General features: G+C 33.4%; 24 protein-coding genes and 1 pseudogene. 11 read left to right on the top strand and 14 right to left on the bottom strand.

What is annotated here, in order from left to right; translation table 11 throughout:
* Positions 1–50 precede the first annotated feature (50 nt).
* The 3 genes from LQ679_RS08545 to LQ679_RS08535 are packed head-to-tail and all read left to right on the top strand — an operon-like array spanning position 51 to position 2,822.
* Positions 51–626, top strand: a complete 576-nt coding sequence (locus LQ679_RS08545) for an ECF transporter S component (protein WP_239762480.1) — start codon at positions 51–53, stop codon at positions 624–626.
* Positions 627–637: 11 nt separating this feature from the next.
* Positions 638–2,041, top strand: coding sequence for an ABC transporter ATP-binding protein (locus tag LQ679_RS08540; RefSeq protein WP_239762479.1), 1,404 nt, complete (start codon positions 638–640; stop codon positions 2,039–2,041).
* Positions 2,031–2,822 (top strand): energy-coupling factor transporter transmembrane component T family protein, encoded by a 792-nt coding sequence (locus tag LQ679_RS08535; protein ID WP_239762478.1) that lies wholly within the window; start codon positions 2,031–2,033, stop codon positions 2,820–2,822. Before LQ679_RS08540 ends, LQ679_RS08535 begins: the two co-directional genes overlap by 11 nt.
* 93 nt (positions 2,823–2,915) lie before the next feature.
* Here LQ679_RS08535 and purD read toward each other — a convergent pair whose 3' ends face one another.
* From purD to purE, 11 genes are read right to left on the bottom strand one after another with little or no spacing between them, the layout of a single operon-like run.
* On the bottom strand, positions 2,916–4,169 hold the full coding sequence (gene purD / locus LQ679_RS08530) for a phosphoribosylamine--glycine ligase (RefSeq protein WP_239762477.1): 1,254 nt from the start codon (positions 4,167–4,169) through the stop codon (positions 2,916–2,918).
* A 9-nt stretch (positions 4,170–4,178) separates the two neighbouring features.
* The gene (gene purH, locus LQ679_RS08525) at positions 4,179–5,657 is read right to left on the bottom strand and encodes a bifunctional phosphoribosylaminoimidazolecarboxamide formyltransferase/IMP cyclohydrolase (RefSeq protein ID WP_239762475.1); all 1,479 of its coding nucleotides are present in this window, start codon (positions 5,655–5,657) and stop codon (positions 4,179–4,181) included.
* A gap of 15 nt (positions 5,658–5,672) precedes the next feature.
* A complete protein-coding gene (gene purN, locus LQ679_RS08520) occupies positions 5,673–6,239 on the bottom strand; it encodes a phosphoribosylglycinamide formyltransferase (protein ID WP_025905199.1) in 567 nt (188 codons plus the stop codon).
* The gene (gene purM, locus LQ679_RS08515; RefSeq protein WP_239762474.1) at positions 6,236–7,270 is read right to left on the bottom strand and encodes a phosphoribosylformylglycinamidine cyclo-ligase; all 1,035 of its coding nucleotides are present in this window, start codon (positions 7,268–7,270) and stop codon (positions 6,236–6,238) included. Before purM ends, purN begins: the two co-directional genes overlap by 4 nt.
* Positions 7,254–8,750: an amidophosphoribosyltransferase gene (gene purF / locus LQ679_RS08510; RefSeq protein WP_239762472.1), complete on the bottom strand. Its 1,497-nt coding sequence runs from the start codon at positions 8,748–8,750 to the stop codon at positions 7,254–7,256. The genes purM and purF overlap by 17 nt, the downstream gene beginning before the upstream one ends.
* A complete protein-coding gene (gene purL, locus LQ679_RS08505; protein WP_239762469.1) occupies positions 8,729–10,918 on the bottom strand; it encodes a phosphoribosylformylglycinamidine synthase subunit PurL in 2,190 nt (729 codons plus the stop codon). The genes purF and purL overlap by 22 nt, the downstream gene beginning before the upstream one ends.
* The gene (purQ, locus tag LQ679_RS08500; protein WP_025905203.1) at positions 10,911–11,582 is read right to left on the bottom strand and encodes a phosphoribosylformylglycinamidine synthase subunit PurQ; all 672 of its coding nucleotides are present in this window, start codon (positions 11,580–11,582) and stop codon (positions 10,911–10,913) included. Before purQ ends, purL begins: the two co-directional genes overlap by 8 nt.
* Entirely contained in the window at positions 11,582–11,842 is a 261-nt protein-coding gene (purS, locus tag LQ679_RS08495) for a phosphoribosylformylglycinamidine synthase subunit PurS (protein WP_025905204.1), read from the bottom strand. Before purS ends, purQ begins: the two co-directional genes overlap by 1 nt.
* Before the next feature lies 1 nt (position 11,843).
* The gene (gene purC / locus LQ679_RS08490) at positions 11,844–12,545 is read right to left on the bottom strand and encodes a phosphoribosylaminoimidazolesuccinocarboxamide synthase (RefSeq protein WP_126476986.1); all 702 of its coding nucleotides are present in this window, start codon (positions 12,543–12,545) and stop codon (positions 11,844–11,846) included.
* A 1-nt stretch (position 12,546) separates the two neighbouring features.
* On the bottom strand, positions 12,547–13,674 hold the full coding sequence (gene purK, locus LQ679_RS08485) for a 5-(carboxyamino)imidazole ribonucleotide synthase (RefSeq protein WP_239762465.1): 1,128 nt from the start codon (positions 13,672–13,674) through the stop codon (positions 12,547–12,549).
* Positions 13,661–14,143, bottom strand: coding sequence for a 5-(carboxyamino)imidazole ribonucleotide mutase (purE, locus tag LQ679_RS08480; RefSeq protein ID WP_025905207.1), 483 nt, complete (start codon positions 14,141–14,143; stop codon positions 13,661–13,663). Before purE ends, purK begins: the two co-directional genes overlap by 14 nt.
* Positions 14,144–14,349: 206 nt before the next feature.
* On the opposite strand from purE, the gene folD reads away from it, so the two are divergent.
* Positions 14,350–15,207 (top strand): bifunctional methylenetetrahydrofolate dehydrogenase/methenyltetrahydrofolate cyclohydrolase FolD, encoded by an 858-nt coding sequence (gene folD, locus LQ679_RS08475; RefSeq protein WP_037587375.1) that lies wholly within the window; start codon positions 14,350–14,352, stop codon positions 15,205–15,207.
* 483 nt (positions 15,208–15,690) lie between these two features.
* On the opposite strand, the gene LQ679_RS08470 is transcribed toward folD, so the two are convergent.
* A complete protein-coding gene (locus LQ679_RS08470) occupies positions 15,691–16,848 on the bottom strand; it encodes a globin domain-containing protein (RefSeq protein ID WP_206180306.1) in 1,158 nt (385 codons plus the stop codon).
* 187 nt (positions 16,849–17,035) lie between these two features.
* On the opposite strand from LQ679_RS08470, the gene LQ679_RS08465 reads away from it, so the two are divergent.
* The 7 genes and pseudogenes from LQ679_RS08465 (at position 17,036) to qoxD (ending at position 22,862) form a co-directional block, all read left to right on the top strand.
* Positions 17,036–17,464 carry an RrF2 family transcriptional regulator gene (locus tag LQ679_RS08465; protein ID WP_037587372.1) on the top strand — a complete coding sequence of 143 codons (429 nt, stop codon included), beginning with the start codon at positions 17,036–17,038 and terminating at the stop codon, positions 17,462–17,464.
* A gap of 131 nt (positions 17,465–17,595) precedes the next feature.
* Positions 17,596–17,907 (top strand): annotated as a pseudogene (locus tag LQ679_RS08460) (immunoglobulin-like domain-containing protein); the annotation flags it as partial.
* A 120-nt stretch (positions 17,908–18,027) separates the two neighbouring features.
* Positions 18,028–18,498 carry an immunoglobulin-like domain-containing protein gene (locus LQ679_RS08455; protein ID WP_224658721.1) on the top strand — a complete coding sequence of 157 codons (471 nt, stop codon included), beginning with the start codon at positions 18,028–18,030 and terminating at the stop codon, positions 18,496–18,498.
* 375 nt (positions 18,499–18,873) lie between these two features.
* Positions 18,874–19,977, top strand: coding sequence for a cytochrome aa3 quinol oxidase subunit II (gene qoxA / locus LQ679_RS08450; RefSeq protein WP_239762464.1), 1,104 nt, complete (start codon positions 18,874–18,876; stop codon positions 19,975–19,977).
* On the top strand, positions 19,977–21,971 hold the full coding sequence (gene qoxB / locus LQ679_RS08445; protein ID WP_037587365.1) for a cytochrome aa3 quinol oxidase subunit I: 1,995 nt from the start codon (positions 19,977–19,979) through the stop codon (positions 21,969–21,971). The genes qoxA and qoxB overlap by 1 nt, the downstream gene beginning before the upstream one ends.
* Complete coding sequence (qoxC, locus tag LQ679_RS08440; protein WP_103361567.1) at positions 21,964–22,572, top strand: cytochrome aa3 quinol oxidase subunit III; 609 nt, start codon at positions 21,964–21,966, stop codon at positions 22,570–22,572. Before qoxB ends, qoxC begins: the two co-directional genes overlap by 8 nt.
* Positions 22,569–22,862, top strand: coding sequence for a cytochrome aa3 quinol oxidase subunit IV (gene qoxD / locus LQ679_RS08435; protein ID WP_025905215.1), 294 nt, complete (start codon positions 22,569–22,571; stop codon positions 22,860–22,862). The genes qoxC and qoxD overlap by 4 nt, the downstream gene beginning before the upstream one ends.
* Positions 22,863–23,739: 877 nt before the next feature.
* On the opposite strand, the gene LQ679_RS08430 is transcribed toward qoxD, so the two are convergent.
* Both LQ679_RS08430 and LQ679_RS08425 read right to left on the bottom strand, forming a co-directional pair.
* Positions 23,740–24,501: an alpha/beta fold hydrolase gene (locus LQ679_RS08430; protein ID WP_239762463.1), complete on the bottom strand. Its 762-nt coding sequence runs from the start codon at positions 24,499–24,501 to the stop codon at positions 23,740–23,742.
* 52 nt (positions 24,502–24,553) lie between these two features.
* Positions 24,554–24,835: a hypothetical protein gene (locus tag LQ679_RS08425; RefSeq protein ID WP_204188707.1), complete on the bottom strand. Its 282-nt coding sequence runs from the start codon at positions 24,833–24,835 to the stop codon at positions 24,554–24,556.
* Positions 24,836–24,839 lie beyond the last annotated feature (4 nt).

Genomic DNA, 24,839 nt, shown 5'->3' with positions numbered 1-24,839 from the left:
CTATTTAGATATAGGAGTGCACATTTTTTTATTTAAAAGGAGAATTTAACATGTCAAAAAGATTAACCCTATCAGATATTTTAGTAACTGTATTAATTGGTGCTTTGTTTGCAATCATTTATAAGTTCTTATGGATACCTTATGAAATTTTAAAACCACTCGGTCTACATCTAGAACAATCTGTATATGGTGTATGGTTTATTGCAGCGATTGTCACTTATTTAATTATTCAAAAGCCTGGTGTTGCAATTCTTGCTGAATTTGCTGCCGGTGCTGGTGAAACGATTGTAATGGGTCAATTCGATATTCCAACATTTGTATACGCATTATTACAAGGTTTAGCTTGTGAAATCATTTTCTTAGCTGTTCGATATCAATCTAGAAAATTATCAGTTGCTGTTATAGCTGGTATGGCTGCAGGTATTATTACGTTACCAATTGATTGGTTCTATAATTACTTAGGTGACGTTGCTTTATGGAATGTTATTTTAATGTTTACGATTAGAATTTTAAGTGGTGCAATCGTTGCTGGTGCATTAGGCTATGCAATTGTAAAAGCACTCGACCAAACTGGTGTTACGAAATTGTTCAAACCAGCATCTAAAAAAGATTATGACTTATTATAGGAGTTATTCAATTGTTATCACTAAAAAATTTAAGACTAAAGTATCCTGATGATGAACGCATTATATTTAAAAATTTAAACATCAATATTAATGATAAAGAAAAAGTACTGCTACTAGGTCCAAGTGGATCTGGTAAAAGTACATTATTAAATGTATTAAGCGGTATTATACCGAGATCGATGGACATACCGATGAAAGTAGATTCAATCGATATCGATTCACACCCGGGTGTTATTTTCCAAGACCCAGATACGCAATTTTGTATGCCTGAGATTAAAGAAGAATTAGCATTTGTGCTTGAGAATATGAACATCGAACCTGATAAAATGGACGGATTTATAAAAAATGCCATGAAACAGGTAAATTTAAATGCTGATCCTTCACTTAAAATCAATCGTTTAAGTGGTGGTATGAAACAAAAATTAGCGATTGCTTCTATATTATTACAAGATACAAATACTTTATTTCTTGATGAACCGACAGCAATGCTTGATCATCAATCAACAACACAACTATGGGATTTGATTATGGAGCATTGGGATAATCAAACTGTTGTAATCGTAGAACATAAAGTTGATTATATTTGGAATTATGTTGATAGAGTTATTGTAATGAATGAAAATGGTGAAATCACTCATGATAGTACACCTCAAGATATATTATATCATCATACAGACATTTTAAATGAATACGGTGTTTGGCACCCTAACTCGTGGCAATATGCCCCCAAATTATCTAAACAGACTGCTGAGCACATGCCATTATTAAATATAGAACAGTTAGATGTACTGCGTGGCTCCAAAAAACTATTTACTATAGATGAATTGACGATTTCAAGTGGCGAGTGGCTTACAATCACTGGACCAAATGGAACAGGTAAGACGACATTTTTAGAAACGATGATGCAGCTCATTAAATATAATGGTCAAATATTTTACAAAAATAAACAGATCAAAAAAGTAAAAGATGCTTCTCAACATATGTATTTCGTATATCAAAATCCAGAATTACAATTCATAGAAACATCCGTATACAATGAAATATTTATCAATTATGCATATCAAGATAAACAAACAGCTCATGACAAGACCCAAGACATGTTGACGTTATTAAAACTCAATCATGTGAAAGACCAACACCCTTTCGAATTATCAATAGGACAGAAAAAAAGATTAAGTGTCGCAACTGCATTAAGTACAAATTCTGAAATTATTTTACTTGATGAGCCAACATTTGGTTTAGACAGTCACAATACCTTTGAACTCATCAAATTATTTCATGAACGCGTTCAACATGGTCAAACTATCTTAATGATTACGCACGAAAATGAGATTATTAATCGTTATGCTACTAGAAGATTGACAATCAAAGATGAGCAATTACACGTAAGCGGTGGTGAATCTCATGTTAACTAATTGGAAGAAATACCGTACATTTATTGATGATGTGAATATTCTAACGAAACTTATATTAGGTATCACTCTATTTTTCTATGCGATATTTATTCATCAATTTGATTTCATGCTTTATTTAACGATTATTATGTTCCTTTATCTAATCTTCATGAGTGGCGTGAGATGGTTACCACTATTAATCGTCATTGCTATCACTTTATTTTTCGGACTCACTTCTTCCCTATTTATGATTTTTTATGGTGAAGGAAATGAAACAATATTCAAGTTTGGTATTATTCATATTACTGAAGAAAGCTTTTTGAGAGGTATTCACGTAACCATGCGTACACTTGTCATTTCATTTTACGGCATGGTTATACCATTTACTTCGCAAATCATTTATGTGTTTTATAGTTTCATGCAACATTTAAAAGTAAAACCTAAAATTGCATATGCTTTCATGGCTTCTATACGCATGATACCGCTTATGTTTAGTTCTTTTATGCAGTTAAGACAAGCTTTAAAGATGCGATATGCAGTTATAGATAAAAGTAATCGTAAAGGCTTAAAATGGATTCACCATTTACTCATTCCAACATTAAGTCAAAGTATAAGAAAATCTCATAGGTTAGCTGTTGCGATGGAAGCAAAAGGATTCACAAACGGCAAAAGAACTTTCTATTATAAAGTACCTTTCACTAAAAATGATTTATATTTCATCTTATTGACGATTGCACTCGTCGCTGTCGCATATTTATTAAATGTTTATTTACCTATAACAAACATTTCAGATATTCGATAACATTGCGTTATATTTGACCATACCTTTCCCTAAAAGAATGAAATATAGCGCAATGAAAAGGCTGAGACAAACTTTGTTGTCTCAGCCTTTAATTTATGATTTATATACTTTTAATGCTTTATGTCCAATATCATTTCTATAGAATAGTTGTTCACTTTTAATATGTTTGACTTGTTCATATGCATTTTTTTGAGCCGCTTCAATATTGTCACCTGTACCGATAACGATCATGACACGTCCACCATTATTTTCATACTTACCTTCAGAGTTCTTCTTTAAAGCACTTACAAAATATTGATCTACATGCTCTAAACCTTCAACTGAATATCCTTTATCATAGCTACCTGGATATCCTTTAGATGCTAATACGACACCTACTACACTTTCATCTTTCCATTCTAATGTTAAAGGTTCTTTATGATACACCTTGTTTAATATTTCAATAAAATCAGAATCTAATTTAGTCAATAATACTTGTGCCTCTGGATCACCGAATCTTGCATTAAATTCAATTACTTTTGGTCCTTCTTTTGTTAAAATTGCGCCAATATAAATCAAACCAAAATAGTTAATCCCTTCACTCACTAAAGCATCCGCAACAGGTTGTGCGATTTTTTGATTCGTTTCTTCCAATACATCGTCCGTAATATGAGGTACTGGACAGTATGCACCCATACCACCAGTATTCGGCCCTTTATCACCATCGAATGCACGTTTATGATCTTGGGCGATACAATCAAATGGAACTGCATATGATTGATTTACAAATGTCATAACTGAATATTCTTCTCCATCAAGAAACTCTTCAAATACGACTTTCTCATGAGGTGTTTGATATAAAGTTTCTACGCCTTCTCTTGCTTCTTCACGTGTTAAAGCAACGATTACACCTTTTCCAGCTGCAAGTCCATCTTTTTTAAGTACAATAGGTATTTTACACTGCTCAACATAATTGATTGCTTCTTCTTTTGTTGTGATTGTCTTATATTCTGCAGTTGGAATATCATACTTTTCCATAATTTTTTTCGCAAATTCTTTAGAACCTTCTAATTGTGCTGCTTCTTTATTAGGTCCGAAGACTTTAGCATTTGTTTCCTCTAATGCATCTGTTAATCCATCTATTAAAGGTTGTTCAGGTCCAATTATTACCCATTCAATATTGTTTTCTTCTACAAAAGATTTTATAGCTAAATGGTCATTTTCTTGAACATCCGATATAATTGTCGCAACTTCTTCCATTGCATCATTACCCGGAATGACAAAGACTTCATTTACTAATTTAGACGATTGACATTTTTGAGCTAACGCATGTTCTCTTCCACCTGATCCTATAACAAGTACTTTCATATTGACCTCCTAATGTTTAAAGTGTCTCATACCAGTAAATACCATACTGATGCCATATTTATTTGCCATATCTATTGAATCCTGATCTTTAATAGATCCACCTGGTTGGATAATTGTTTTAATACCTGCTTTAGCAGCTGTTTCTACAGTGTCACCCATTGGGAAAAATCCATCAGACGCTAAGGCTACATTTTCATTCATTTCGATTGCACGATCAATTGCTATTTTTGCAGAACCAACTCTATTCATTTGTCCAGCTCCAACACCAACAGTTTGGTGATCGTTCGCAAGTACAATGGCATTACTTTTAACTGAGCGGACAACTTTCCATCCTAGTTCTAAAGCTTTCCATTGTGCTTCAGTTGGTTCAACATCTGTAACGACTTTCATTTCTTCGCGCGTTAATGTTGCATTATCTTTATCTTGAACTAAGTATCCACCTGAAACTGATACAAATTCTTGTTCATCTTGCGTTTCTGTCATATCAATTTCTAGTAATCTAATATTCTTCTTCGCTGTTAGGACTTCCAACGCATCGGCTTCATAGCTTGGTGCAATAATAACTTCCAAGAAAATAGAATGTAATTTCTCCGCTAATTCCTTTGTAACATGTCTATTTAAAGCGACAATACCACCAAATATAGATTGAGAATCCGCTTCATATGCATAATCGTATGCTTCTTCAATAGTTGCGCCTACACCAACTCCACATGGGTTCATATGTTTCACTGCAACAGCTGCAGGTTGTTCAAACTTTTTAATAAGTGATAACGTTGCATCGGCATCTTTAATGTTATTAAAGCTTAAAGCTTTACCATGTAATTGTTTAGCGCCAGCTAATGTATTCGGTTCGTTTGAAGTCTTTACAAAAGTAGCATTTTGTTGAGGGTTTTCTCCATATCTTAATGTTTCTGATGTATTTCCAAAGAATTCAACAATCGCATTATCATAATCATTTGTATGTTTAAATACTTTTACCATTAGTGATTTACGATAATTTTCATCTAATTTGTCAGAAGCAATACGTTCAATAACTTCATTATAATCAGAAGGATCTACGACTGTTGTAACAAATTTGAAGTTCTTAGCTGCTGCTCGTAACATAGTTGGTCCACCGATATCGATGTTTTCAATTGCTTCATCTTCTGTTACATCTTCTTTCTTAACAGTCTCTTTAAATGGATATAAATTTACGACTACTAAGTCAATTAAGTCGATGTCTTGTTCTTTTAATGCTGTTAAATGTTCAGGAATAGAACGATTTGCAAGAATCCCTCCATGTACACCTGGATGTAAAGTTTTAACTCTTCCATCCATTATTTCTGGAAAGTTTGTTAACTCTGAAACTGAATATACTTCAATCCCAGCATTTTCTAATGCCTTTTTAGTACCACCAGTTGAAAAGATTTTATAATCATTTTCTATTAATTTGCTTGCGAAATCTTCTATATTTGTTTTGTCTGACACACTTAATATTGCATTCTTCATTTTGTAAAGACTCCTTTATTGAATAATTTCTTTCATAACACGTGGATATAATTCGTATTCTAAGTTCTGTATTCTTAATTGTAATGTTTCTCTCGTATCATCTGGATATACTTTACAGCTTAATTGGTCTATAATTTCGCCAGTATCCATACCGCTATCAACATAATGAACAGTTGCTCCTGTAACACGTACGCCGTAATCTAATGCTTGCCCTACAGCGTCCTTTCCAGGAAAACTTGGTAATATTGATGGATGTATATTCAACATTTTACCTTCATATTGTTTTAATAATGTAGGACCAACAATTTTCATATATCCTGCGAGAATAACCCAACTTACACGATCTTGAGATAATCTCGTGAGTAGTGCTTCTTCATATTCTTTTTTACTATCGTAAGTTCTTGGATCTATGATATAAACAGGTAAATTAAATCTTCTTGCTCTTTCTATACAAAAGGCATTAGGGTTATCTGTATACAATGCTGTTACTTCTATATGGTCTAAATAACCTGCTTCGATATTTTCCATTATTTTTTCAAAGTTTGATCCATTTCCTGATGCAAATACCGCTATTTTAATCATGATTGAACCCCCGTCAATTTGACCTGACCTGTTCCGTTTGAAATTTCACCTATTACATATGCTTCTTCATTTTGTTCTTTCAAAATATCTAATGTTTCTTGAGCATCTTCTTTGTTAACGATAAGTACAAAGCCGATTCCCATATTAAACACATTATACATTTCCTCTGCTTCAATCTTTCCTTGCTCTTTTAACCATTGGAATATTTGTGGTACTTCATATGATTGAACATCGATATGTGCATCTTTATTTTCTGGAATCGCTCTTGGAATATTTTCAATAAATCCTCCACCAGTTATGTGAGACATACCTTTAACTTTTACTTTATCTAACACGGTAAGAACAGGTTTAACATATAGTTTTGTTGATTCAAGAAAAGTTTCTAAATACGTTCTTTCTTCATCAAATGCATCATTTAAGTTAATTTGACTTTCTTTAATTAAATTTCTAACTAAACTGTAGCCGTTTGAATGAATACCGCTTGATGTAATACCAATTATGACGTCACCTTCATTAACTTCACTGCCGTCAATATAGTCATCTTTTTCAACAGCACCAACACAAAATCCAGCAATATCATATTCTCCTTCATGGTACATTTCGCCCATTTCAGCAGTTTCTCCACCAATTAATGCACAGTTCGTTTCTTTACAACCGACAGATACACCTGAAACAATCGCTTCAATTGTCTCAGGATTTACTTTATTCGTCGCAATATAATCAAGGAAATACAAAGGTTCTGCGCCAGTCGTTAAAATATCATTCACACACATCGCAACGGCATCGATACCGATTGTGTCATGTTTGTTATAATCAATTGCGAGTTTAAGCTTTGTACCAACACCATCTGTTCCAGAAACAAGTACTGGTTTCTTCATATTTAATTGTGACAGATCAAATGCAGCACCAAAGCCACCTAAACCGCCTAGAACTTCCTTTCTCATTGTGCTTTGAACATGTGACTTCATTCTATTGACCGCTTCATAACCAGCTTCAATATCTACACCAGATGCTTTATATGCTTTCGACATTAAGATTACCCTCTTTATTAAAGTATTGTTTATTACTAGCTAAATAAGATTTTTGACGTGGACTTAAGTTTTGATAATATCTTTCTTCATAGTCATAAAGACCTGCTGGATAGTCACCAGTAAAGCTTTCTACACATAATCCGTGATAAGGTACGTCTTTATCTAACCCTATTGATCGTATTAAGCCATCAACTGATAAATATGCAAGTGAATCTGCACCGATATAATCTCTAATTTCTTCAGGTGATTTATGTGCAGAAATCAGTTCAGCAGATGTCGACACATCGATACCATAGAAACTTGGAAACATGAATTCTGGTGATGCGATACGTACGTGAACTTCATTTGCTCCAGCGTCTTTTAACATTCTGACGATACGTTTACTTGTTGTCCCTCTCACAATAGAATCATCAACAAGCACAATATTTTTACCATGTACGATATCTTTTACAGCTGATAATTTCACGCGTACACCTTGTTCTCGTAATTCTTGTGTCGGTTGGATAAATGTTCGAGCGACATATTGATTTTTTACAAGCCCCATTTCATAAGGCAAATGACTCTCTTCTGCATAACCAGATGCTGCTGAAAGTGAAGAGTTTGGTACGCCGATTACCATATCAGCATTTAAAGCCGGACTTTCTTGAGCTAATTTTTTTCCAGATGCTTTACGAACTGCATGAACATTCTTACCTGCAATTGTAGAATCGGGTCTTGCAAAGTAAATATACTCCATCGCTGAAATTGCAGTCGTTGTTTCCGTTGTGTATGATTCAACTCTTATACCATCATCATTTATAACAATATACTCACCTGCATGAATATCTCTCACAAACTCTGCGCCAAGTACATCAATTGCACATGTTTCACTAGCAATGATATAAGCACCCGTCTTCATTCTGCCTACAGCTAAAGGTCTTATTGCATTTGGGTCAACAGCACCATATAGTGCATCTTTTGTTAATAAAGCAAATGTGAAACCACCTTTAACTGTATTCAAACTTTCCTTCAATGCTTCTTCGAAAGTAGGCGCTTTACTTCTTCTTATAAGATGCATAATCACTTCAGTATCAGAAGAAGAATGGAAAATTGCGCCTTCTTGTTCTAATTCTTTTCTTAAACTTTGTGCATTGACTAAGTTACCATTGTGACAAACACCAACACTCATATCATAAAAGTGATATAAAAAAGGTTGAATATTTTCAATTCCTTTATTACCAGAAGTTGCATATCTTACATGACCTATCGCATGCTGATTCCCTTTAAAACCTTCTAATTGTACATCCGTAATCGCATCAGATAATAAGCCTAATCCTCTTTCACCTTTTAACTCGAAACCGTTTGAAGTTACAATTCCTGCACCTTCTTGACCTCTATGTTGTAAACTATGAAGCCCCATGTAAGTGAGTTGTGCAGATTCTGGATGATTCCATATACCAAATACGCCGCATTCTTCATTTAAACTCTTGATATCATGCATTGAGCTATTGCCCCTTTCAATTGCTCATTCAAATCAGATACATTGTATTTAATTTGAGCAGCATCATTTTTAATCGTAAATTGAGCATTATCAGTAACACGACCTATTTCAACGGCATCGTCAATATCTATAGATTGTCCTTCTTTAACGACAACAATATATCTACCTTGAGTTTCACTAAATAATTGAGCATTTGTTACTGGTAACGTCACATCTAATCCTAAGTTAAAGTGTGTAGCTATTTTTGCAAGTCCAATAGCAAGACCACCTTTACCAACAGCTTGCGTATGTGAAATTTTGCCTGAACGTATAGCATCTTTAATTTGTTCTCCACGTTTTACTTCTGCTGATAAATCAATTGAACTTGGTTCATGATTAACTTCTTTAAATAATAATTTTTCAATCTGACTGCCACCAAAGTCATCTTTCGTTTCTCCAACTACGTATACACGATCATTTACTTTTGGTTGATAATCATTTAAATACGTCACATCTTCAATTAAACCAACCATACCGACTACAGGTGTAGGGAAAATTGACGTCCCTTTTGTTTCATTGTATAAAGAAACATTCCCTGATACGACTGGTGTATTTAAGGCTTCACAAGCTTCAGCCATTCCTTTAGTAGAATCTGCAAGTTGTTGGTATATATCTTTCTTCTCAGGAGAACCATAATTTAAGCAATCTGTCATTGCTAATGGTTTAGCACCTACAGAAATTAAATTTCTATACGCTTCTGCAACAACCATTTTCCCACCTTCATATGGATTGTTATAAACATATCTCGCTTCTCCATCTATAGTAGAAGCTATCGCTTTATTTGTACCTTCCACTCTAACTACTCCAGCACTTATACCTGGCTTGATAATTGTATTGGCACCAACTTGTTGATCATATTGGTCATATGCGTAATGTTTAGATGCAATTGTTGGATGATTAATTAGTTTTTGGAATACTTCTTCTACATTGATTTCATCATATTGATTATCATTGTGCTTAAATTCTTTTGCTTCACCTTCTAGAATATAAACGGGTGCTTCATCAGCTAAAGGTTCAACAGGAATATCAGCGTATATTTCATCTTCATAAGATAAAACAAATCTATTTGTATCTGTTACTTCACCTATAACAGCAGAATCTAATTCATGATGATCAAATAAATCTAAGAATTTTTGTTCTGTACCTTTTTCAACTACTAATAACATACGTTCTTGTGTTTCTGAAAGCATCATTTCATATGGTGAGATACCTTCTTCTCTTGTCGGTACTTTCTCTAAGTGCAAATGAATACCACTTTCACCTTTAGCTGCCATTTCAGAAGAAGATGACGTTAATCCTGCTGCACCCATGTCTTGGATACCTACTAATTCAGGATAAGTAATTGCTTCTAAAGTTGCTTCCATTAATTTTTTACCTACAAATGGATCTCCAATTTGTACTGATGGTCTCTTACTTTCAGATGCTTCACTCAATTCTTCAGATGCAAATGTTGCACCATGAATTCCGTCTCTACCTGTTTTTAAACCAACGTAGATAACTGGATTTCCGATACCTTTAGCAGTACCTTTTTGAATTTTGTCATGATCTATAATGCCAACACACATCGCATTAACAAGTGGATTACCATCATATCTTTCATCAAATTCAATCTCACCTGCTACTGTCGGTATACCGATACAGTTTCCGTAACCACCGATACCTTTTACGACTCCACTAAACAATCTGCGGTTTGTCTTATTAGATAACTCGCCAAATCTTAAACTATTTAATAAAGAAATAGGTCTTGCTCCGATTGATACGATATCGCGGATAATACCACCAACACCTGTAGCAGCACCTTGATAAGGTTCAATTGCTGAAGGATGGTTATGAGATTCTACTTTAAACACGACTGCTTGATTATCACCGATATCTACAACACCAGCACCTTCACCTGGACCCATTAATACATGTTCTCCAGAAGTAGGGAATTGTTTTAAAAATGGTTTAGAATGTTTATATGAGCAATGTTCACTCCACATTACCGAGAATATACCTATTTCAGTAAAGTTCGGTTTACGTCCTAAAATGCTTACGACTTTTTGATATTCTTCGTCCGTTAAACCCATATCTCTATATAAATATTCTTTTTCAATTTCTTCTATACTAGGTTCTAAAAACTTAGACATGTTGTTCCCTCCAACTTTCGATCATAGATTGAAATAATTTAACGCCACTATCTGAACCAAGTAATGTTTCCATGGCACGTTCTGGATGAGGCATCATCCCACAAACATTTCCTTCTTTATTCGTAATACCAGCTATATCTTTATATGAACCATTAGGATTATCATTGTAAGTTAAAATAATTTGATTATGATTCACAAGTTCTTCATATAATTCATCTGTACAATAATAGTGACCTTCACCATGCGCAACAGGATAAATAACAGTTTCATCTTTATCATACTGATGTGTGAATTTCGTTTCGTTATTTACAATTGTTAACGATTCATTTCTACTTACAAATAAATGACTGTCGTTATGTAACAGTGCACCTGGTAACAAACCAACCTCTGTTAAGATTTGGAACCCATTACATACGCCAAGTACTGGTTTACCTTCACTTGCAAGTCTTTTTACTTCACTAATAATTGGTGCTACGCGTGCCATTGCACCTGATCTTAAATAATCACCAAATGAGAAACCTCCAGGTATTAACACACCATCAAAACCTTCAAGAGAAGTTTCTCTATAGTCTACATATGCCGCTTCGACACCTGAACGTTTAGCAGCATTATACATATCACGATCGCAATTAGATCCTGGAAATACTAATACAGCTAATTTCATTATGCGTTCTCCTTATCTTCTAAGATTTTAAAACTATATTCTTCAATAACCGTATTGGCAAATAGCTTCTCACTTAAAGTATTAACGATATTCTTGATTGAATTTTCATCAGTTTCATCAACAGTCATGTAAATAACTTTACCTACTCTTATATCATTAACTTGTTCATAGCCTAAATCGTGTACCGCTCTATTTAAAGCTTGTCCTTGTGTATCTAATACTTGACCTTGTAACGTAATATGCAATTCAATCTTTTTCATTTTATAGTTCCTCCAATTTTTTGTAGAAAGTTTCATAAGTATCAATTAATGAGCCTGTATCTTCTCTATATACATCTTTATCAAAGTTTTCTTTTGTTTCTTTGTCCCAAATTCTGCATGTATCTGGAGAAATTTCATCCGCTAATAAGATTTCTCCATCAGATGTTATGCCAAATTCGATTTTGTAATCTACGAGTATTAAATTCATGTCATCCATAATTTCACTTAATACTTTATTTACTTTTAATGCTTCTTTTTTAATGGTTGATAATTCTTCTGATGAAGCAATATTCAATAATGACACGTGATCATCCGTAATAAGTGGATCATTCAACTCATCTTTCTTATAGAATAGTTCTAATAAAGGTTCTTTAAATTCATGTCCCTTTTCAAAACCTAGTCGTTTACAAATTGAGCCTGCTGCAACATTTCTTACGACAACTTCTAACGGGAATATTTCTACAGCTTTAACAAGTTGTTCTGTTTCAGAAATTTGTTCTACAAAGTGGCTCTCAACGCCTTTTTGTCGCAATATTCCAAATATTTTTGATGTAATTAAATTGTTTAAACGCCCTTTTCCAAGCATTTTATCTTTTTTAGCACCATTTCCAGCAGTCACTTCATCTTTATATTCGATTCTCAAAATACCATCTTGATCCGTATTGAAAACTCTTTTAGCTTTGCCTTCATAAAGTAATGACATATTAATCGTTCCGCCCTTCAAATAATTGATTAAATTGGTTTTCATCTTTATTTAAATCTGTTGATAATTTTGTAATATGTCCCATTTTACGATTTACTTTATTGACCTTTTTACCGTAAATATGAACGTGCCATTCAGGATGCTCACTAAAAACTTCTTGTAAATTCAACACATCTTGTCCTAGCAAATTCATCATGATTGCTGGTTGTAATAAAGTAATCTTTTTCGGTAAATGCCATCCTGCAACAGCAAGTATATGTGTATCAAATTGTGAGTAATCACATGCTTCGATAGAGTAATGTCCTGAATTATGTGGTCTTGGTGCAATTTCATTCACATAAAGTTGATGATCTTCCGTTACAAAAAATTCAATTGTAAACGTTCCTACAAAATGTAACTTCGTCATAATTTTTTGAACTTCTTGTATAGCTTGTGCTTCTAAATCTACTCTAGCTGGAACAACTGTCTTATATAAAATTTGGTTTCTATGTTCATTTTCTTGTAATGGAAAATAAACTGTATGATCATATATATCACGTGTTGCTGTTATGGATACTTCTTTAAATAGAGGGAGATATTTTTCAACTACGCAAGGTGTATCAGTAATTAATTTCTTAGCTTCATCTAAATCTTCTTTAGATTGAATGACAAGCTGACCTTTACCGTCATATCCACCAAAGCGTGTCTTTATAATAAATGGATAGCCAATTGTTTCTATAGCTTCATTCAAGTCTTCTGTTGACTTAACTTCCATAAACGGTACAATTTGAACATTTGCGCTTTCTAATGTTTGTTTTTCAGTTAAGCGATCTTGTAATAAAGCAACTGTTTGGCTCCCTTGAGGAATATTAAATTGATTGGAAAGTTTTTCTAACTGTTGTGCATCTATATTTTCAAATTCATAAGTTACAACTTTAGAGATGTCACCAAGCTGATTGAGTGCATCTATATCCGAAAATTCAGCGTTTATAAATTGGTGTGCTACAAATCTTGCAGGGCAATCTTCGTCAGGGTCTAAAACAACAACTTGAAATCCCATTCTTTGAGCAGACTGAGCCATCATTTTACCTAATTGACCTCCACCGACAATACCTATCATGTCACCTGATTCTAGGTTATAATAAGTCATTTTGCATTTCCTCCACTTTATCGACTAAACTTTTTTCATAATTCACGAGTTGTTTTCTTACATTTTCATCTGTCATACCGATCATTCTTGCGGCTAAAATACCAGCATTTTTAGATCCGGCTTTTCCTATTGCAGTTGTCGCAACTGGTATCCCACCAGGCATTTGTACTATCGACAACAATGAATCCATACCTTTTAAGCTTTTTGATTCAATAGGTACACCAATCACTGGAACTGTTGTTAATGAAGCTACCATTCCTGGTAAATGTGCTGCCCCACCTGCTCCAGCAATAATAATATCTATATTATGATCAGTAGCATTTTTAGCAAAGTCAACCATTTCTAATGGTGTTCGATGTGCAGATACGACCTTTTTCTCATATTGAATATTAAAATATTCAAGCATATCGCATGCTTCTTTCATGATTGGCCAATCTGAAGAACTACCCATTATTACTGCCACTTTCATGTAGGTCACCCTTTCAAATAGTTGAAATATTTAATCTTTTCTGTGTATATTACAGATATAGCATAACAATTGATCATGCTATTTTCAATGAAAAAACGAACATTTTATATATTTTTTACAAAAAAGTTTGATTTATGTTCGTATTAAGGGCATAATTTTCATTGTATCAATCAATATAGTTCGATTATTAATAGGAGGCAATTTTCATGGTAGCTAAGATATTAGACGGTAGAGAAATAGCGAAGACTTACAGAGCAGGTCTTCAAGCAGAAGTTGAAAAGTTAAAAGAACATAACATCGTACCTAAATTAACGGTCATACTCGTTGGTAATGATGGCGCGAGTCAAAGTTATGTTAATTCTAAGAAAAAAGCAGCTGAAAAGATTGGTATGATTTCTGAAATTGTACATATGGATGAATCATCTACTGAAGAAGAAGTATTATCTGAACTCGATAGATTAAATAATGACGATTCAGTAAGTGGTATATTAGTCCAAGTTCCACTTCCAAAACAAGTTTCTGAAGCAAAAGTATTAGAAGCAATCAATCCTGACAAAGATGTAGATGGATTTAATCCTATAAATATTGGTAGATTATATACTGGAGAAAGAACATTTATCCCATGTACCCCACTAGGTATAATGGAAATTCTCAAACATGCAGATATTGACTTAAAAGGAAAAAACGTAGCCGTAATCGGTAGAAGTCATATTGTTGGTCAACCAGTTAGTAAATTATTAACAGATCAAGATGCAACTGTTACTTTATTACATTCAAAATCAACAAATACAGAAGAAGTCTTAAAACAAGCAGACGTAATCGTAAGTGCAGTCGGACGCGTACACCTCGTTACAAAAGACTTAGTAAAACCAGGAGCAGTTATTATCGATGTCGGTAACACACCAGATGAGAATGGTAAATTAAAAGGTGACGTCGATTTCGAAGCTGTTAAAGAAGTAGCTAGTGCAATCACACCAGTACCAGGCGGCGTCGGTCCATTAACAATCACTATGGTATTGAACAATACATTATTAGCAGAAAAATGGAAAAACGGACTTGAATAAAATTATAATATAGAAAAAGCGGAACCCGATGACGGTTCCGCTTTTATTTATTGTGGTAGATGGAATGTGCTAACTACCATTATTCGGAATTGTGGTAATTAGAACTCGCTAACTTCCATTATTCTGAATTGTGGTAATTAGAATGCTGTAACTTCCACTATTCTGAATTGTGGTGATTAGGACTCGCTAACTTCCATTATTCTGAATTGTGGTAATTAGGCGGGCCATTCTTACGGACATTTCTCAGAATTCTGTCCCTAACAGCACCTCTTACGGACATTTCTCAGAATTCTGTCCCTAACGACACCTCTTACGGACATTTCTCAGAATTCTGTCCCTAACGACACCTCTTACGGACACTTCTCAGAATTCTGTCCCTAACGACACCCATTACGGACACTTCTCCAAATTCTGTCCCTAACAATATAAAAAACACCACCCCACTATGCTGATCATAATAGGATGGTGTTTTAAATATTTAAATTATACGTTTGTAATACTCATTTTTGGACCAAATGGTTCGAAGTGAACATCTGCTTGACCAATATTTAATTTTTCTAACTCATCAAATATTGTATCCATAAATGTGATACCACCACATAAATAGATGTCGACGTCTTCATTAATCCAATTGCTCAATTCATTGCTTGTTAAATATCCGTCTTTTTCTTTTAAATGATAAGTAACTTCTACATTTTCGTTCATTGCGTTTAATGCGTCTACTTCTTCTTTAAATGGTACGTCTTTTTCTGCTTCATTTACATGTACGAAATGAACATTTCTACCTTTATATGCTTCATCTTCTAACATAGCTAGCATTGGTGTAACACCTGCACCAGAAGATAATAGTAATAATTTTTTATCTTTATCTGATTCTACTTTGAAATCACCTGCTGGAGCTGAAAGTTCAATTGTATCTCCAACTGAATATTTATCATGTAAATCATGAGATACTAGACCTTTTTTCTCGCCTTCTCCTTCACGTTTTACAGCAAATCTTATTTTACCGTCATTTTTTACAGAGTAAATTGAGTAATGTCTTAATGCTAAATTATCATCGTTTGTTGGTTTAATACGTACAGTAATATATTGACCTGCAACAAGTTCAGGAATTTTAATGTTATCTACTGGTTCAACTTCAAATGATTTCATTGAAGTACCTTGATCTTCGATATTTGTAATTTTAAATGATTTAAAGTCGTCCCAAGCTGCTGCTTCGTACATTGCTTTTTCCATTTGGATAAATACGCCTGCGATTTCACCATATGCTTCTTCCCAAGCATTCATAATATCATCTGTAGCTGCATCGCCTAGAACTTCTTTAATTGCTTTTAATAAGAATTCACCAACAATTGGATAATGTTCTTCTTTAACTTGTAATGCACGATGTTTATGTGCAATTTGATTTACGTTAGGAACGATTGCTTCTAAATGATCGATATGTTTAGCTGCTGCTAAAACTGTTTGTGCCAAAGCTGTTTGTTGTTTACCTTGTTTTTGGTTAGATTTATTAAATATGTTCAATAATTCAGGATGTGCTTCAAACATTCTTTGATAAAAGACTTTTGTAATTTCATTTCCGTATTGTTCTAATACTGGTACTGTTTGTTTTACGATTTCTTTAGTTTGTTCTGATAACATCAGAAGTCCCCCTCTAAAAGATATATTTTAAATACATGTTTAATTGTAAATAATTTCACAATGTTTTTCAATACAGTTTGCAAAAAGTTTACAAAGTTGTCACTCTTTTAAAAATACATATATTGATTGATTGTTTTTTAACCTTCATATAAAGTATAATTAATATATTATAAGGAGGTTGAACTTTATGAAGCTCACCCAATACACGGATTATTCTTTACGTGTCCTCATGTATTTAGCTCAACAAAATAAACAATCTCAAATAGAAGAGATTTCAAACTTTTATGGCATATCAAAAAATCATTTAACAAAAGTCGTACATCAACTTGTTAAGTTAGGATACTTAAAATCCATAAGAGGAAGAAATGGTGGCATAATCCTCAATCAGTCCCCTAGTGACATTAATATAGGTAAACTTGTTAGACAAACTGAAGATCATTTTGAATTAGTAGAATGCTTTAATATGGAAACAAACACTTGTCCAATAGCATTAAATTGTGGATTAAAAGGTGCACTCAATCATGCTTTAATGGAGTACTTACGTACGCTTGATCAATATTATTTAAGTGATATCATCCCTAAAAACACCCTAAAAGACACTGTTTACACTACTTAAGTTAGGAAATCGGTCTAAAGGTCGATGTAAATGTGAAAATATTACGATAATATATCATTTAGTAAGGAAATGAAAAACGAGACATGTTATTCTTTCCTTATAGCTTACAACAAAGGAGTACATAAAAAATGATGAATAAAATATTACAATCACTTACAGTACTTGGTGTTTCTGCTTCACTTGTTACACCTTCATTAACTGCGAGTGCTACTGGAAACAGCCTTCCACAAATTAAAGGTGTTGAGGGTGACGTTGTTGAAAAAGGTGCTGACTACGATTCATTAAAAGGCATAAAAGCATATGATAAAGAAGATGGAGACTTAACAGATAAGATTAAAGTAACTGGTGACGTTGATACTTCTAAATTAGGTAAATACAAAGTACAATATAAAGTCACAGATTCTGATGGCGCATATAGAACAAAATGGCATTATGTATATGTTGTCAAAGAAGGTTCATTAAATGGTTCTAAAGACAACGATACTAAAGATAAGCATAAAGATGAATCTAAAGCTGAAGTAGCATCTAACAAAAAGACATCTACTAAAGATTTAGATGAAAATATGCCAATTATTACAGTGCCAACTAAAGATTTAGTTTATCAAGGTGACCACTTCGATCCGATGAAAGGTGTTAAAGCATCTGACAAAAAAGACGGAGACATCACTGATAAAGTAACTGTTAAAGGTGATATTGACACATCTAAAACTGGTTTACAATATATCACTTATCACGTAAAAGACTCTGATGGCTACTACTACACATACAAAAGAGGCGTTTACGTAAACGATGCAGATTTAGCACCTAATCCTGAATTATCAGGTATTAAAGACGTTACCATTAAAAAAGGTCAAGACTTTGACTTATTAAAAGGTATAACAGCTAAAGATAAATCAGGAAAAGATTTAACATCTGACATTGTTACAAGTGGTGAAGTAGACACTAGCAAACCAGGTAAATACAAAGTTGGTTACGCAGTATCAGATGCTGACGGTCATATTTCAGCTGAAGGTAGAACAATTACAGTAAAATAATCATATATAAACGAGCCAAATGACTTCATTCATTTGGTTTGTTTTTTTATATTTATCAAAAGTGTAATTTTTAATTTTATGTTTCATTTAAGTACTTATTAAAGAACATTAAAAATATTTTAAACTATTCTTAATAAGCTGAAAACTCAATGTTTTTAACAATTTAAAGATGTTTTTTCGTTTTTTTAAATATTTTTAAAATGTACACAAAAATTTAACAATTAGGAAAAAACGCGTCATATCAAAGTTAATTAAATACATTTTTATATTATAACGCTTACACCCTATTTTATAGCCTTGTAAATATGTTTAAATCCTTTAAAATTAAGGTCTAGCCATATATATAGGTATATAGAAAATTGGGAGGTAAAAAACGTGGCAAAGTTAAAGTCAATACTTCTCATGTCAACATTAGGTATTTTACTTAGTGGTTGTTCAAATTTAGAAGTATTAAACCCCAAAGGCCCTATGGCTGAAGATCAACATTTCTTAATTATCTTTTCAATTATAATGATGGTCTTTATTGTTATAGTGGTCTCCGTTTTGTTTTTAATATTTATTATTAAATATAGAAAAACAAAAAACGAAACATCTGGTACGATGCATCACAACGTCGTTTTAGAGGCTGTATGGTTTATTATTCCAATAATCATACTTGTGGTATTAGCTGTACCAACAATTAAATCATTGTATTTCTATGAAGAAGCACCAAAGTCAGAAGAAGACCCAGTTGTTATTTATGCAACAAGTGCAGGCTTTAAGTGGTTCTTTAGTTATCCAGATGAGAAAGTAGAAACTGTCAATCATGTAACAATTCCAGAAGGTCGACCAGTTCTATTTAAATTACAATCTATGGATACAATGACAAGTTTCTGGGTACCTCAATTAGGTGGACAGAAGTACGCGATGACTAGCATGACAATGGATTGGACATTGCAAGCAAACGAAACAGGTACATTTAAAGGTAGAAACTCTAACTTTAATGGTGAAGGGTTCTCTAGACAAACATTTAATGTTAACGCTGTAAGCAATGAAGATTATGATAAATGGGTTTCTAAATCTCAAAAACGTAAAACAATTGATCAAGATACATTCGATCATCAACTTTTACCTACAACTAAGAATGAAGAACTTACTTTTAGTGGAACACACTTAGCATATGTAGATCCTGCTGCGGATCCTGAATACATTTTCCATGCTTATAAACGTTTCCGCTATGAACCAAAAGATCCAAACTTCTATGATGAAAGTGAAGGCGTAACAGAAAAACCAGTATTACCTGCACGTAAAGTGACTGTTACAAACCCTAACTATGAACGTCATGGAATGAAACCTATGATTCTTAAAAATAACGAAAAATATGACAGTGACTTCAAAAAAGAAGAAAAACATCATATGGACGAAATGGAAAAAATGCAAGAAGATGCAAAATCTGATGATGAAAAATCTTCAGATAAGAACCATGGAGGTGACAAGTAATGAATTTTCCATGGAATGAATTTATCGTTCAAAGTGACTGGATGATAACAATGGCACAAGTTTTACTTGTATTAACAGGTATATGTGTTGTTGGTGGACTAACATATTACAAAAAATGGAAATGGCTTTATACAGAATGGTTAACTTCAGTTGACCATAAAAAAATTGGTGTAATGTATATTATATCTGCAATCATTATGTTCTTCCGTGGCGGTGTAGATGCACTTCTTATCCGTTTACAATTAATGACACCAGATAATACATTACTTGAATCTCAGCACTATAATGAAATCTTTACAACACATGGTGTAATCATGATTATCTTCATGGCAATGCCGTTCTTAATTGGTTTAATGAACGTTGTTGTACCATTACAATTAGGTGCTCGAGATGTTGCATTCCCTATGTTAAATAACTTAAGTTTCTGGTTATTTGCTGCCGGAATGGGATTATTTAATATTTCATTCGTAATTGGTGGTTCGCCAGCTGCTGGTTGGACAAACTATGCGCCACTTGCAACTGACTTCAGTCCAGGTACAGGTATTAACTATTATTTAATTGCAATTCAAATCGCTGGTATTGGTACGTTAATGACAGGTATTAACTTCTTTGTTACAATCTTAAAATTACGTACTAAATCAATGAAATTTATGCAAATCCCAATGTTCTCAATGACAACATTAATTACATCATTATTAATTATCTTAGCCTTCCCTATTTTAACTGTCGCACTTGCTTTAATGACATTCGACCGTTTAATGGGAACAAGCTTCTTTGAAGTTGCTAATGGTGGTATGCCAATGTTATGGGCTAACTTCTTCTGGGTATGGGGTCACCCTGAAGTTTATATTCTAGTATTACCGGCATTCGGTATTTACTCAGAAATCATCCCTACTTTTGCTAGAAAAAGATTATTCGGACATCAAAGTATGGTCTGGGCAACTGGTGGTATTGCGTTCTTAAGCTTTATCGTTTGGGTTCACCATTTCTTCACTATGGGTAGTGGTGCATTAGTTAACTCATTCTTCTCAATAACTACTATGTTAATTGCCGTACCAACAGGTGTTAAAATATTCAACTGGCTATTAACGTTATATAAAGGTCGAATTACATTTGAATCACCTATGTTATTCGCATTAGCCTTTATTCCAAACTTCACATTAGGTGGGGTTACAGGTGTTATGCTTGCTATGGCAGCAGCGGACTATCAATATCACAATACTTATTTCTTAGTGGCACACTTCCACTACGTTATTATCGCTGGTGTTGTATTCGCATGTTTCGCAGGTTTAATATTCTGGTATCCAAAAATGTTTGGTCACAAATTAAATGAAAAGATTAATCAATGGTTATTCTGGACATTTACTTTAGGATTCAACTTATGTTTCTTACCACAATTCCTATTAGGTTTAGATGGAATGCCACGTCGTTTATATAAATACACTCAAGCAGATGGATGGTTCTCATTAAACTTCATCTCTACAATTGGTGCATTCTTGATGGGTATTGGTTTCTTAGCTCTAGTATGGAACGTCGTATACAGCTTCGGTAAAGCGAAACGTGAAGCAACTGGTGACAACTGGAATGGTTTAGGTAGAACATTAGAATGGGCTACTGCTTCAGCTATGCCACCACACTACAACTTCGCTATTACACCAAAATGGTATGATACTGAAACATTTGTAGAAATGAAACAAAATGGTAAACACTATTTAGACGATAGAGATTATAAAGATATTCATATGCCAAATAATACACATATCGGATTCTGGATGGCAGTATGTTTCTTATTCGGTGGATTCTTCCTAGTATTCGAAACATATATACCAGCAATTATCTTTGGTGTTGGCGTATTAGCATGTATGGTTTGGAGAAGTTTCGAAAAAGACTACGGCTACCATATTCATGCTGAAGAATTAGAAGAAAATGAAGCAAAATTACGCGAATTACGTGAACAAGAATTACAGGAAAAGGAGGACAATAAAGATGAGTAATGAACACCACAATACAATTGATACTGTTAATGAAACAGGACAATTAAATAAACTCGGATTTTGGGTCTTTCTTACTGCTGAGGTTGCGTTATTCGGTACATTATTTGCAACATTCTTAGTACTACAGAAAAGTGGTTCATACGGTGGTTTCACTACACCAGAATTATTTGAATTACCATTAGTTATGATTATGACATTCCTATTACTTGTAAGTAGTTACACTTGTGGTATCGGTGTTTACTACATGCGTAAAGAAAATGTCAAAATGATGATGGTATGGATGATTATCACACTTATCTTAGGTGCAGGATTCGTAGGATTTGAAATTTACGAATTTACTCACTATGTTCATGAAGGTGTTACACCTCAATTAGGATCATTCTGGTCTGCATTCTTTATACTTTTAGGTACACATGGTCTCCATGTTACTTTAGGTATATTCTGGATTTCAGGTGTACTAATCCAAATCCTTACACGTGGATTAAATGAACACAATGCACCAAAAGTATTTATCGGAAGTTTATACTGGCATTTCCTTGATGTTGTATGGATCTTTATCTTTACATTAGTTTATCTTGTAGGGATGGTGAGTGGGTCATGAATAAAACAGTCGTTACACATACAGTCGGTTTAATATTCTCAATTGTATTAACATTAGTAGCTGTTTATGTCATGTTATACACTGGCATGTCACTACAAGTAAGAACATCAATCATTATTGGATTTGCTTTCTTACAAGCATTAGTTCAATTACTAATGTTCATGCATTTAACAGAAGGACCAGATGGACGCGCAACTGCATTCAAAGTACTCTTCGCAGTAATTATTACTTTATTAGTAATAATCGGTACTTATTGGGTTATGGTTGGCGGACACAGCGCCCATATGTAAAACCTATATATTTAAAGCTGTTAATAAAGTCAGAGACTTTATTAACAGCTTTTTTATTTTGTATAGAATTAATTAATGGTATGGAGAGTGAGTTGGGTGTTGGGATTGGGTGGTTGGTTTGGGATTTTGGATTGTATTGAGGTTGCTATGTTGCTTGTTTGACTCGTCTTGCAATATTCGAGAGCTCTATGTTGCTTGTTTGGTCAGTCTTGCAATATTCAGGGGCTCTATGTTGCTTGTTTGGTCAGTCTTGCAACATAGAGAGGTGCTATGTTGCTTGTTTGGGTTGTCTTGCAATATTCGGAGGCTCTATGTTGCTAGTCATGCCCCACTTGCAATATTCAGACCTCTTATTTATCTTGTTTGATCAGTCTTGATAAATACAGACCTTCTATTTATCTTGTTTAGTCAGTCTTGATAAATACATGCCTCCTATTTATCTTGTTTCACCTGTCTTGATAAATACGGACCTCCTATTTATCTTGTTTGATCAGTCTTGATAAATACAGACCTTCTATTTATCTTGTTTCACCTGTCTTGATAAATACAGACCCTCTATTTATCTTGTTTGATCAGTCTTGATAAATACAGACCCTCTATTTATCTTGTTTCGCCATTCTTGATAAATACGGACCTCCTATTTATCTTGTTTGATCAGTCTTGATAAATACGGACCCACTATTTATCATGTTTCGCCATTCTTGATAAATGGAATCCCCTAACTTAAATATTTAAGTTAGGGGGATTCTGATCAAATTGCACTTGTATTATTATATATGATATAGGCTTCGGTTTATCTTACAATTAATAGTCACTCAAATTTACAATTGGTTTCCCTTGTATATCAAATGAATCGGTTATCATTTAATTACCTCCCTTAATCATTTATAGTACTTAACCAACTCTTTATTTCTTTCCCTACTGTTACAGGGTTATCTATATAAATATCGTGGCCCCTGTTAGGGATTGTTTTACAGGAAATATGTGAAGGTATATTTTTAATTTTCATGTCTAAGATGAATTGGTCCTGTTCTTGTGGTAATAAGACCATTATATTTCTGTCTATTAATTGATTGAAGGTAGGTAAGTTGATTTGTCTTCTTATTTTCAATAATTTTAGAATAGAAAGTTCATTAATATTAAGTTCATAAACATGTTTATTTAAATTGAAAGTCATCCTTGCAGTTGATGCTTCTAATAAATTTTGATTCCATGTTTTATATGCGTCTTTTTCTGTCTCTATAAATTCGTCCAAGTTCTTGAATTGAAAATTTTCTAAATGATTTTTAGTATCTTTTATTTCAACTTCACTGCTGTATTCTAGGTCTTCAAGATTAAATAATCCACCATCTAATAATATAATATTTTTAATTTGTGGAACCTTGATACTTATATAAGATAATAAATCTGCTCCTAAAGAATGTCCCATTATAGACAGTTCTTCATTACCATAAATTTTTATCTCTGTTTTAAACCACTCCACTAATTCATTTAAATCATTAACAATAACATCTAAATTCAAACCATGACCTGGCAGATCAATTTGAACTAAATTCAGATTATCCAATTGGTTATTTAAATCTTCCAAAAATAATCTATGACTGCCTAAACCAGAAAGAAATAATATTTGTTCTTCCATATAAGCTCCTTCATTAAAGATATATGTAGTTTTTTACTTACCTCTACCAACCCTACAAAATCAGATTTTCAAAGTTACGACTGACTTGGGATACTTTTTCTTGGTTATCGACTTCTCTATAATATAAGATTGCTTTTTGATACATTTCGATTGCTTTTTTTCTGTTTTTTTGTGATACGTATATTTCAGCAAATTTGTTAAATCCGTCGCCCATTATTTCAAAATCATATCTTACAACATTTGCTTCTAGATCTCTTAGTAACATCATTGCTTCTCGTTCATTACCTACTTCAATAAAATTGCTAACGCGTTCTATACTCTTTTTAATATACATCTTA

It is taken from the genome of Mammaliicoccus sp. I-M35 (assembly GCF_022386455.1).
Classification (GTDB): Bacteria; Bacillota; Bacilli; order Staphylococcales; family Staphylococcaceae; genus Mammaliicoccus; species Mammaliicoccus sciuri_A.
Note: the sequence above shows the minus strand (reverse complement) of the source record. Positions and strands in the feature narration are given on the sequence as shown.

What these genes read in the sequence shown, in the direction of transcription:
- LQ679_RS08545 (WP_239762480.1), top strand. Translation starts at nt 51, where the DNA reads ATGTCAAAAAGATTAACCCTATCAGATATTTTAGTAACTGTATTAATT.
- LQ679_RS08535 (WP_239762478.1), top strand. Translation starts at nt 2,031, where the DNA reads ATGTTAACTAATTGGAAGAAATACCGTACATTTATTGATGATGTGAAT.
- purD (WP_239762477.1), bottom strand. Translation starts at nt 4,169, where the DNA reads ATGAAAGTACTTGTTATAGGATCAGGTGGAAGAGAACATGCGTTAGCT.
- purH (WP_239762475.1), bottom strand. Translation starts at nt 5,657, where the DNA reads ATGAAGAATGCAATATTAAGTGTGTCAGACAAAACAAATATAGAAGAT.
- purN (WP_025905199.1), bottom strand. Translation starts at nt 6,239, where the DNA reads ATGATTAAAATAGCGGTATTTGCATCAGGAAATGGATCAAACTTTGAA.
- purM (WP_239762474.1), bottom strand. Translation starts at nt 7,270, where the DNA reads ATGTCGAAAGCATATAAAGCATCTGGTGTAGATATTGAAGCTGGTTAT.
- purF (WP_239762472.1), bottom strand. Translation starts at nt 8,750, where the DNA reads ATGCATGATATCAAGAGTTTAAATGAAGAATGCGGCGTATTTGGTATA.
- purL (WP_239762469.1), bottom strand. Translation starts at nt 10,918, where the DNA reads ATGTCTAAGTTTTTAGAACCTAGTATAGAAGAAATTGAAAAAGAATAT.
- purQ (WP_025905203.1), bottom strand. Translation starts at nt 11,582, where the DNA reads ATGAAATTAGCTGTATTAGTATTTCCAGGATCTAATTGCGATCGTGAT.
- purS (WP_025905204.1), bottom strand. Translation starts at nt 11,842, where the DNA reads ATGAAAAAGATTGAATTGCATATTACGTTACAAGGTCAAGTATTAGAT.
- purC (WP_126476986.1), bottom strand. Translation starts at nt 12,545, where the DNA reads ATGTCATTACTTTATGAAGGCAAAGCTAAAAGAGTTTTCAATACGGAT.
- purK (WP_239762465.1), bottom strand. Translation starts at nt 13,674, where the DNA reads ATGACTTATTATAACCTAGAATCAGGTGACATGATAGGTATTGTCGGT.
- purE (WP_025905207.1), bottom strand. Translation starts at nt 14,143, where the DNA reads ATGAAAGTGGCAGTAATAATGGGTAGTTCTTCAGATTGGCCAATCATG.
- folD (WP_037587375.1), top strand. Translation starts at nt 14,350, where the DNA reads ATGGTAGCTAAGATATTAGACGGTAGAGAAATAGCGAAGACTTACAGA.
- LQ679_RS08470 (WP_206180306.1), bottom strand. Translation starts at nt 16,848, where the DNA reads ATGTTATCAGAACAAACTAAAGAAATCGTAAAACAAACAGTACCAGTA.
- LQ679_RS08465 (WP_037587372.1), top strand. Translation starts at nt 17,036, where the DNA reads ATGAAGCTCACCCAATACACGGATTATTCTTTACGTGTCCTCATGTAT.
- LQ679_RS08455 (WP_224658721.1), top strand. Translation starts at nt 18,028, where the DNA reads ATGCCAATTATTACAGTGCCAACTAAAGATTTAGTTTATCAAGGTGAC.
- qoxB (WP_037587365.1), top strand. Translation starts at nt 19,977, where the DNA reads ATGAATTTTCCATGGAATGAATTTATCGTTCAAAGTGACTGGATGATA.
- qoxC (WP_103361567.1), top strand. Translation starts at nt 21,964, where the DNA reads ATGAGTAATGAACACCACAATACAATTGATACTGTTAATGAAACAGGA.
- qoxD (WP_025905215.1), top strand. Translation starts at nt 22,569, where the DNA reads ATGAATAAAACAGTCGTTACACATACAGTCGGTTTAATATTCTCAATT.
- LQ679_RS08430 (WP_239762463.1), bottom strand. Translation starts at nt 24,501, where the DNA reads ATGGAAGAACAAATATTATTTCTTTCTGGTTTAGGCAGTCATAGATTA.
- LQ679_RS08425 (WP_204188707.1), bottom strand. Translation starts at nt 24,835, where the DNA reads ATGTATATTAAAAAGAGTATAGAACGCGTTAGCAATTTTATTGAAGTA.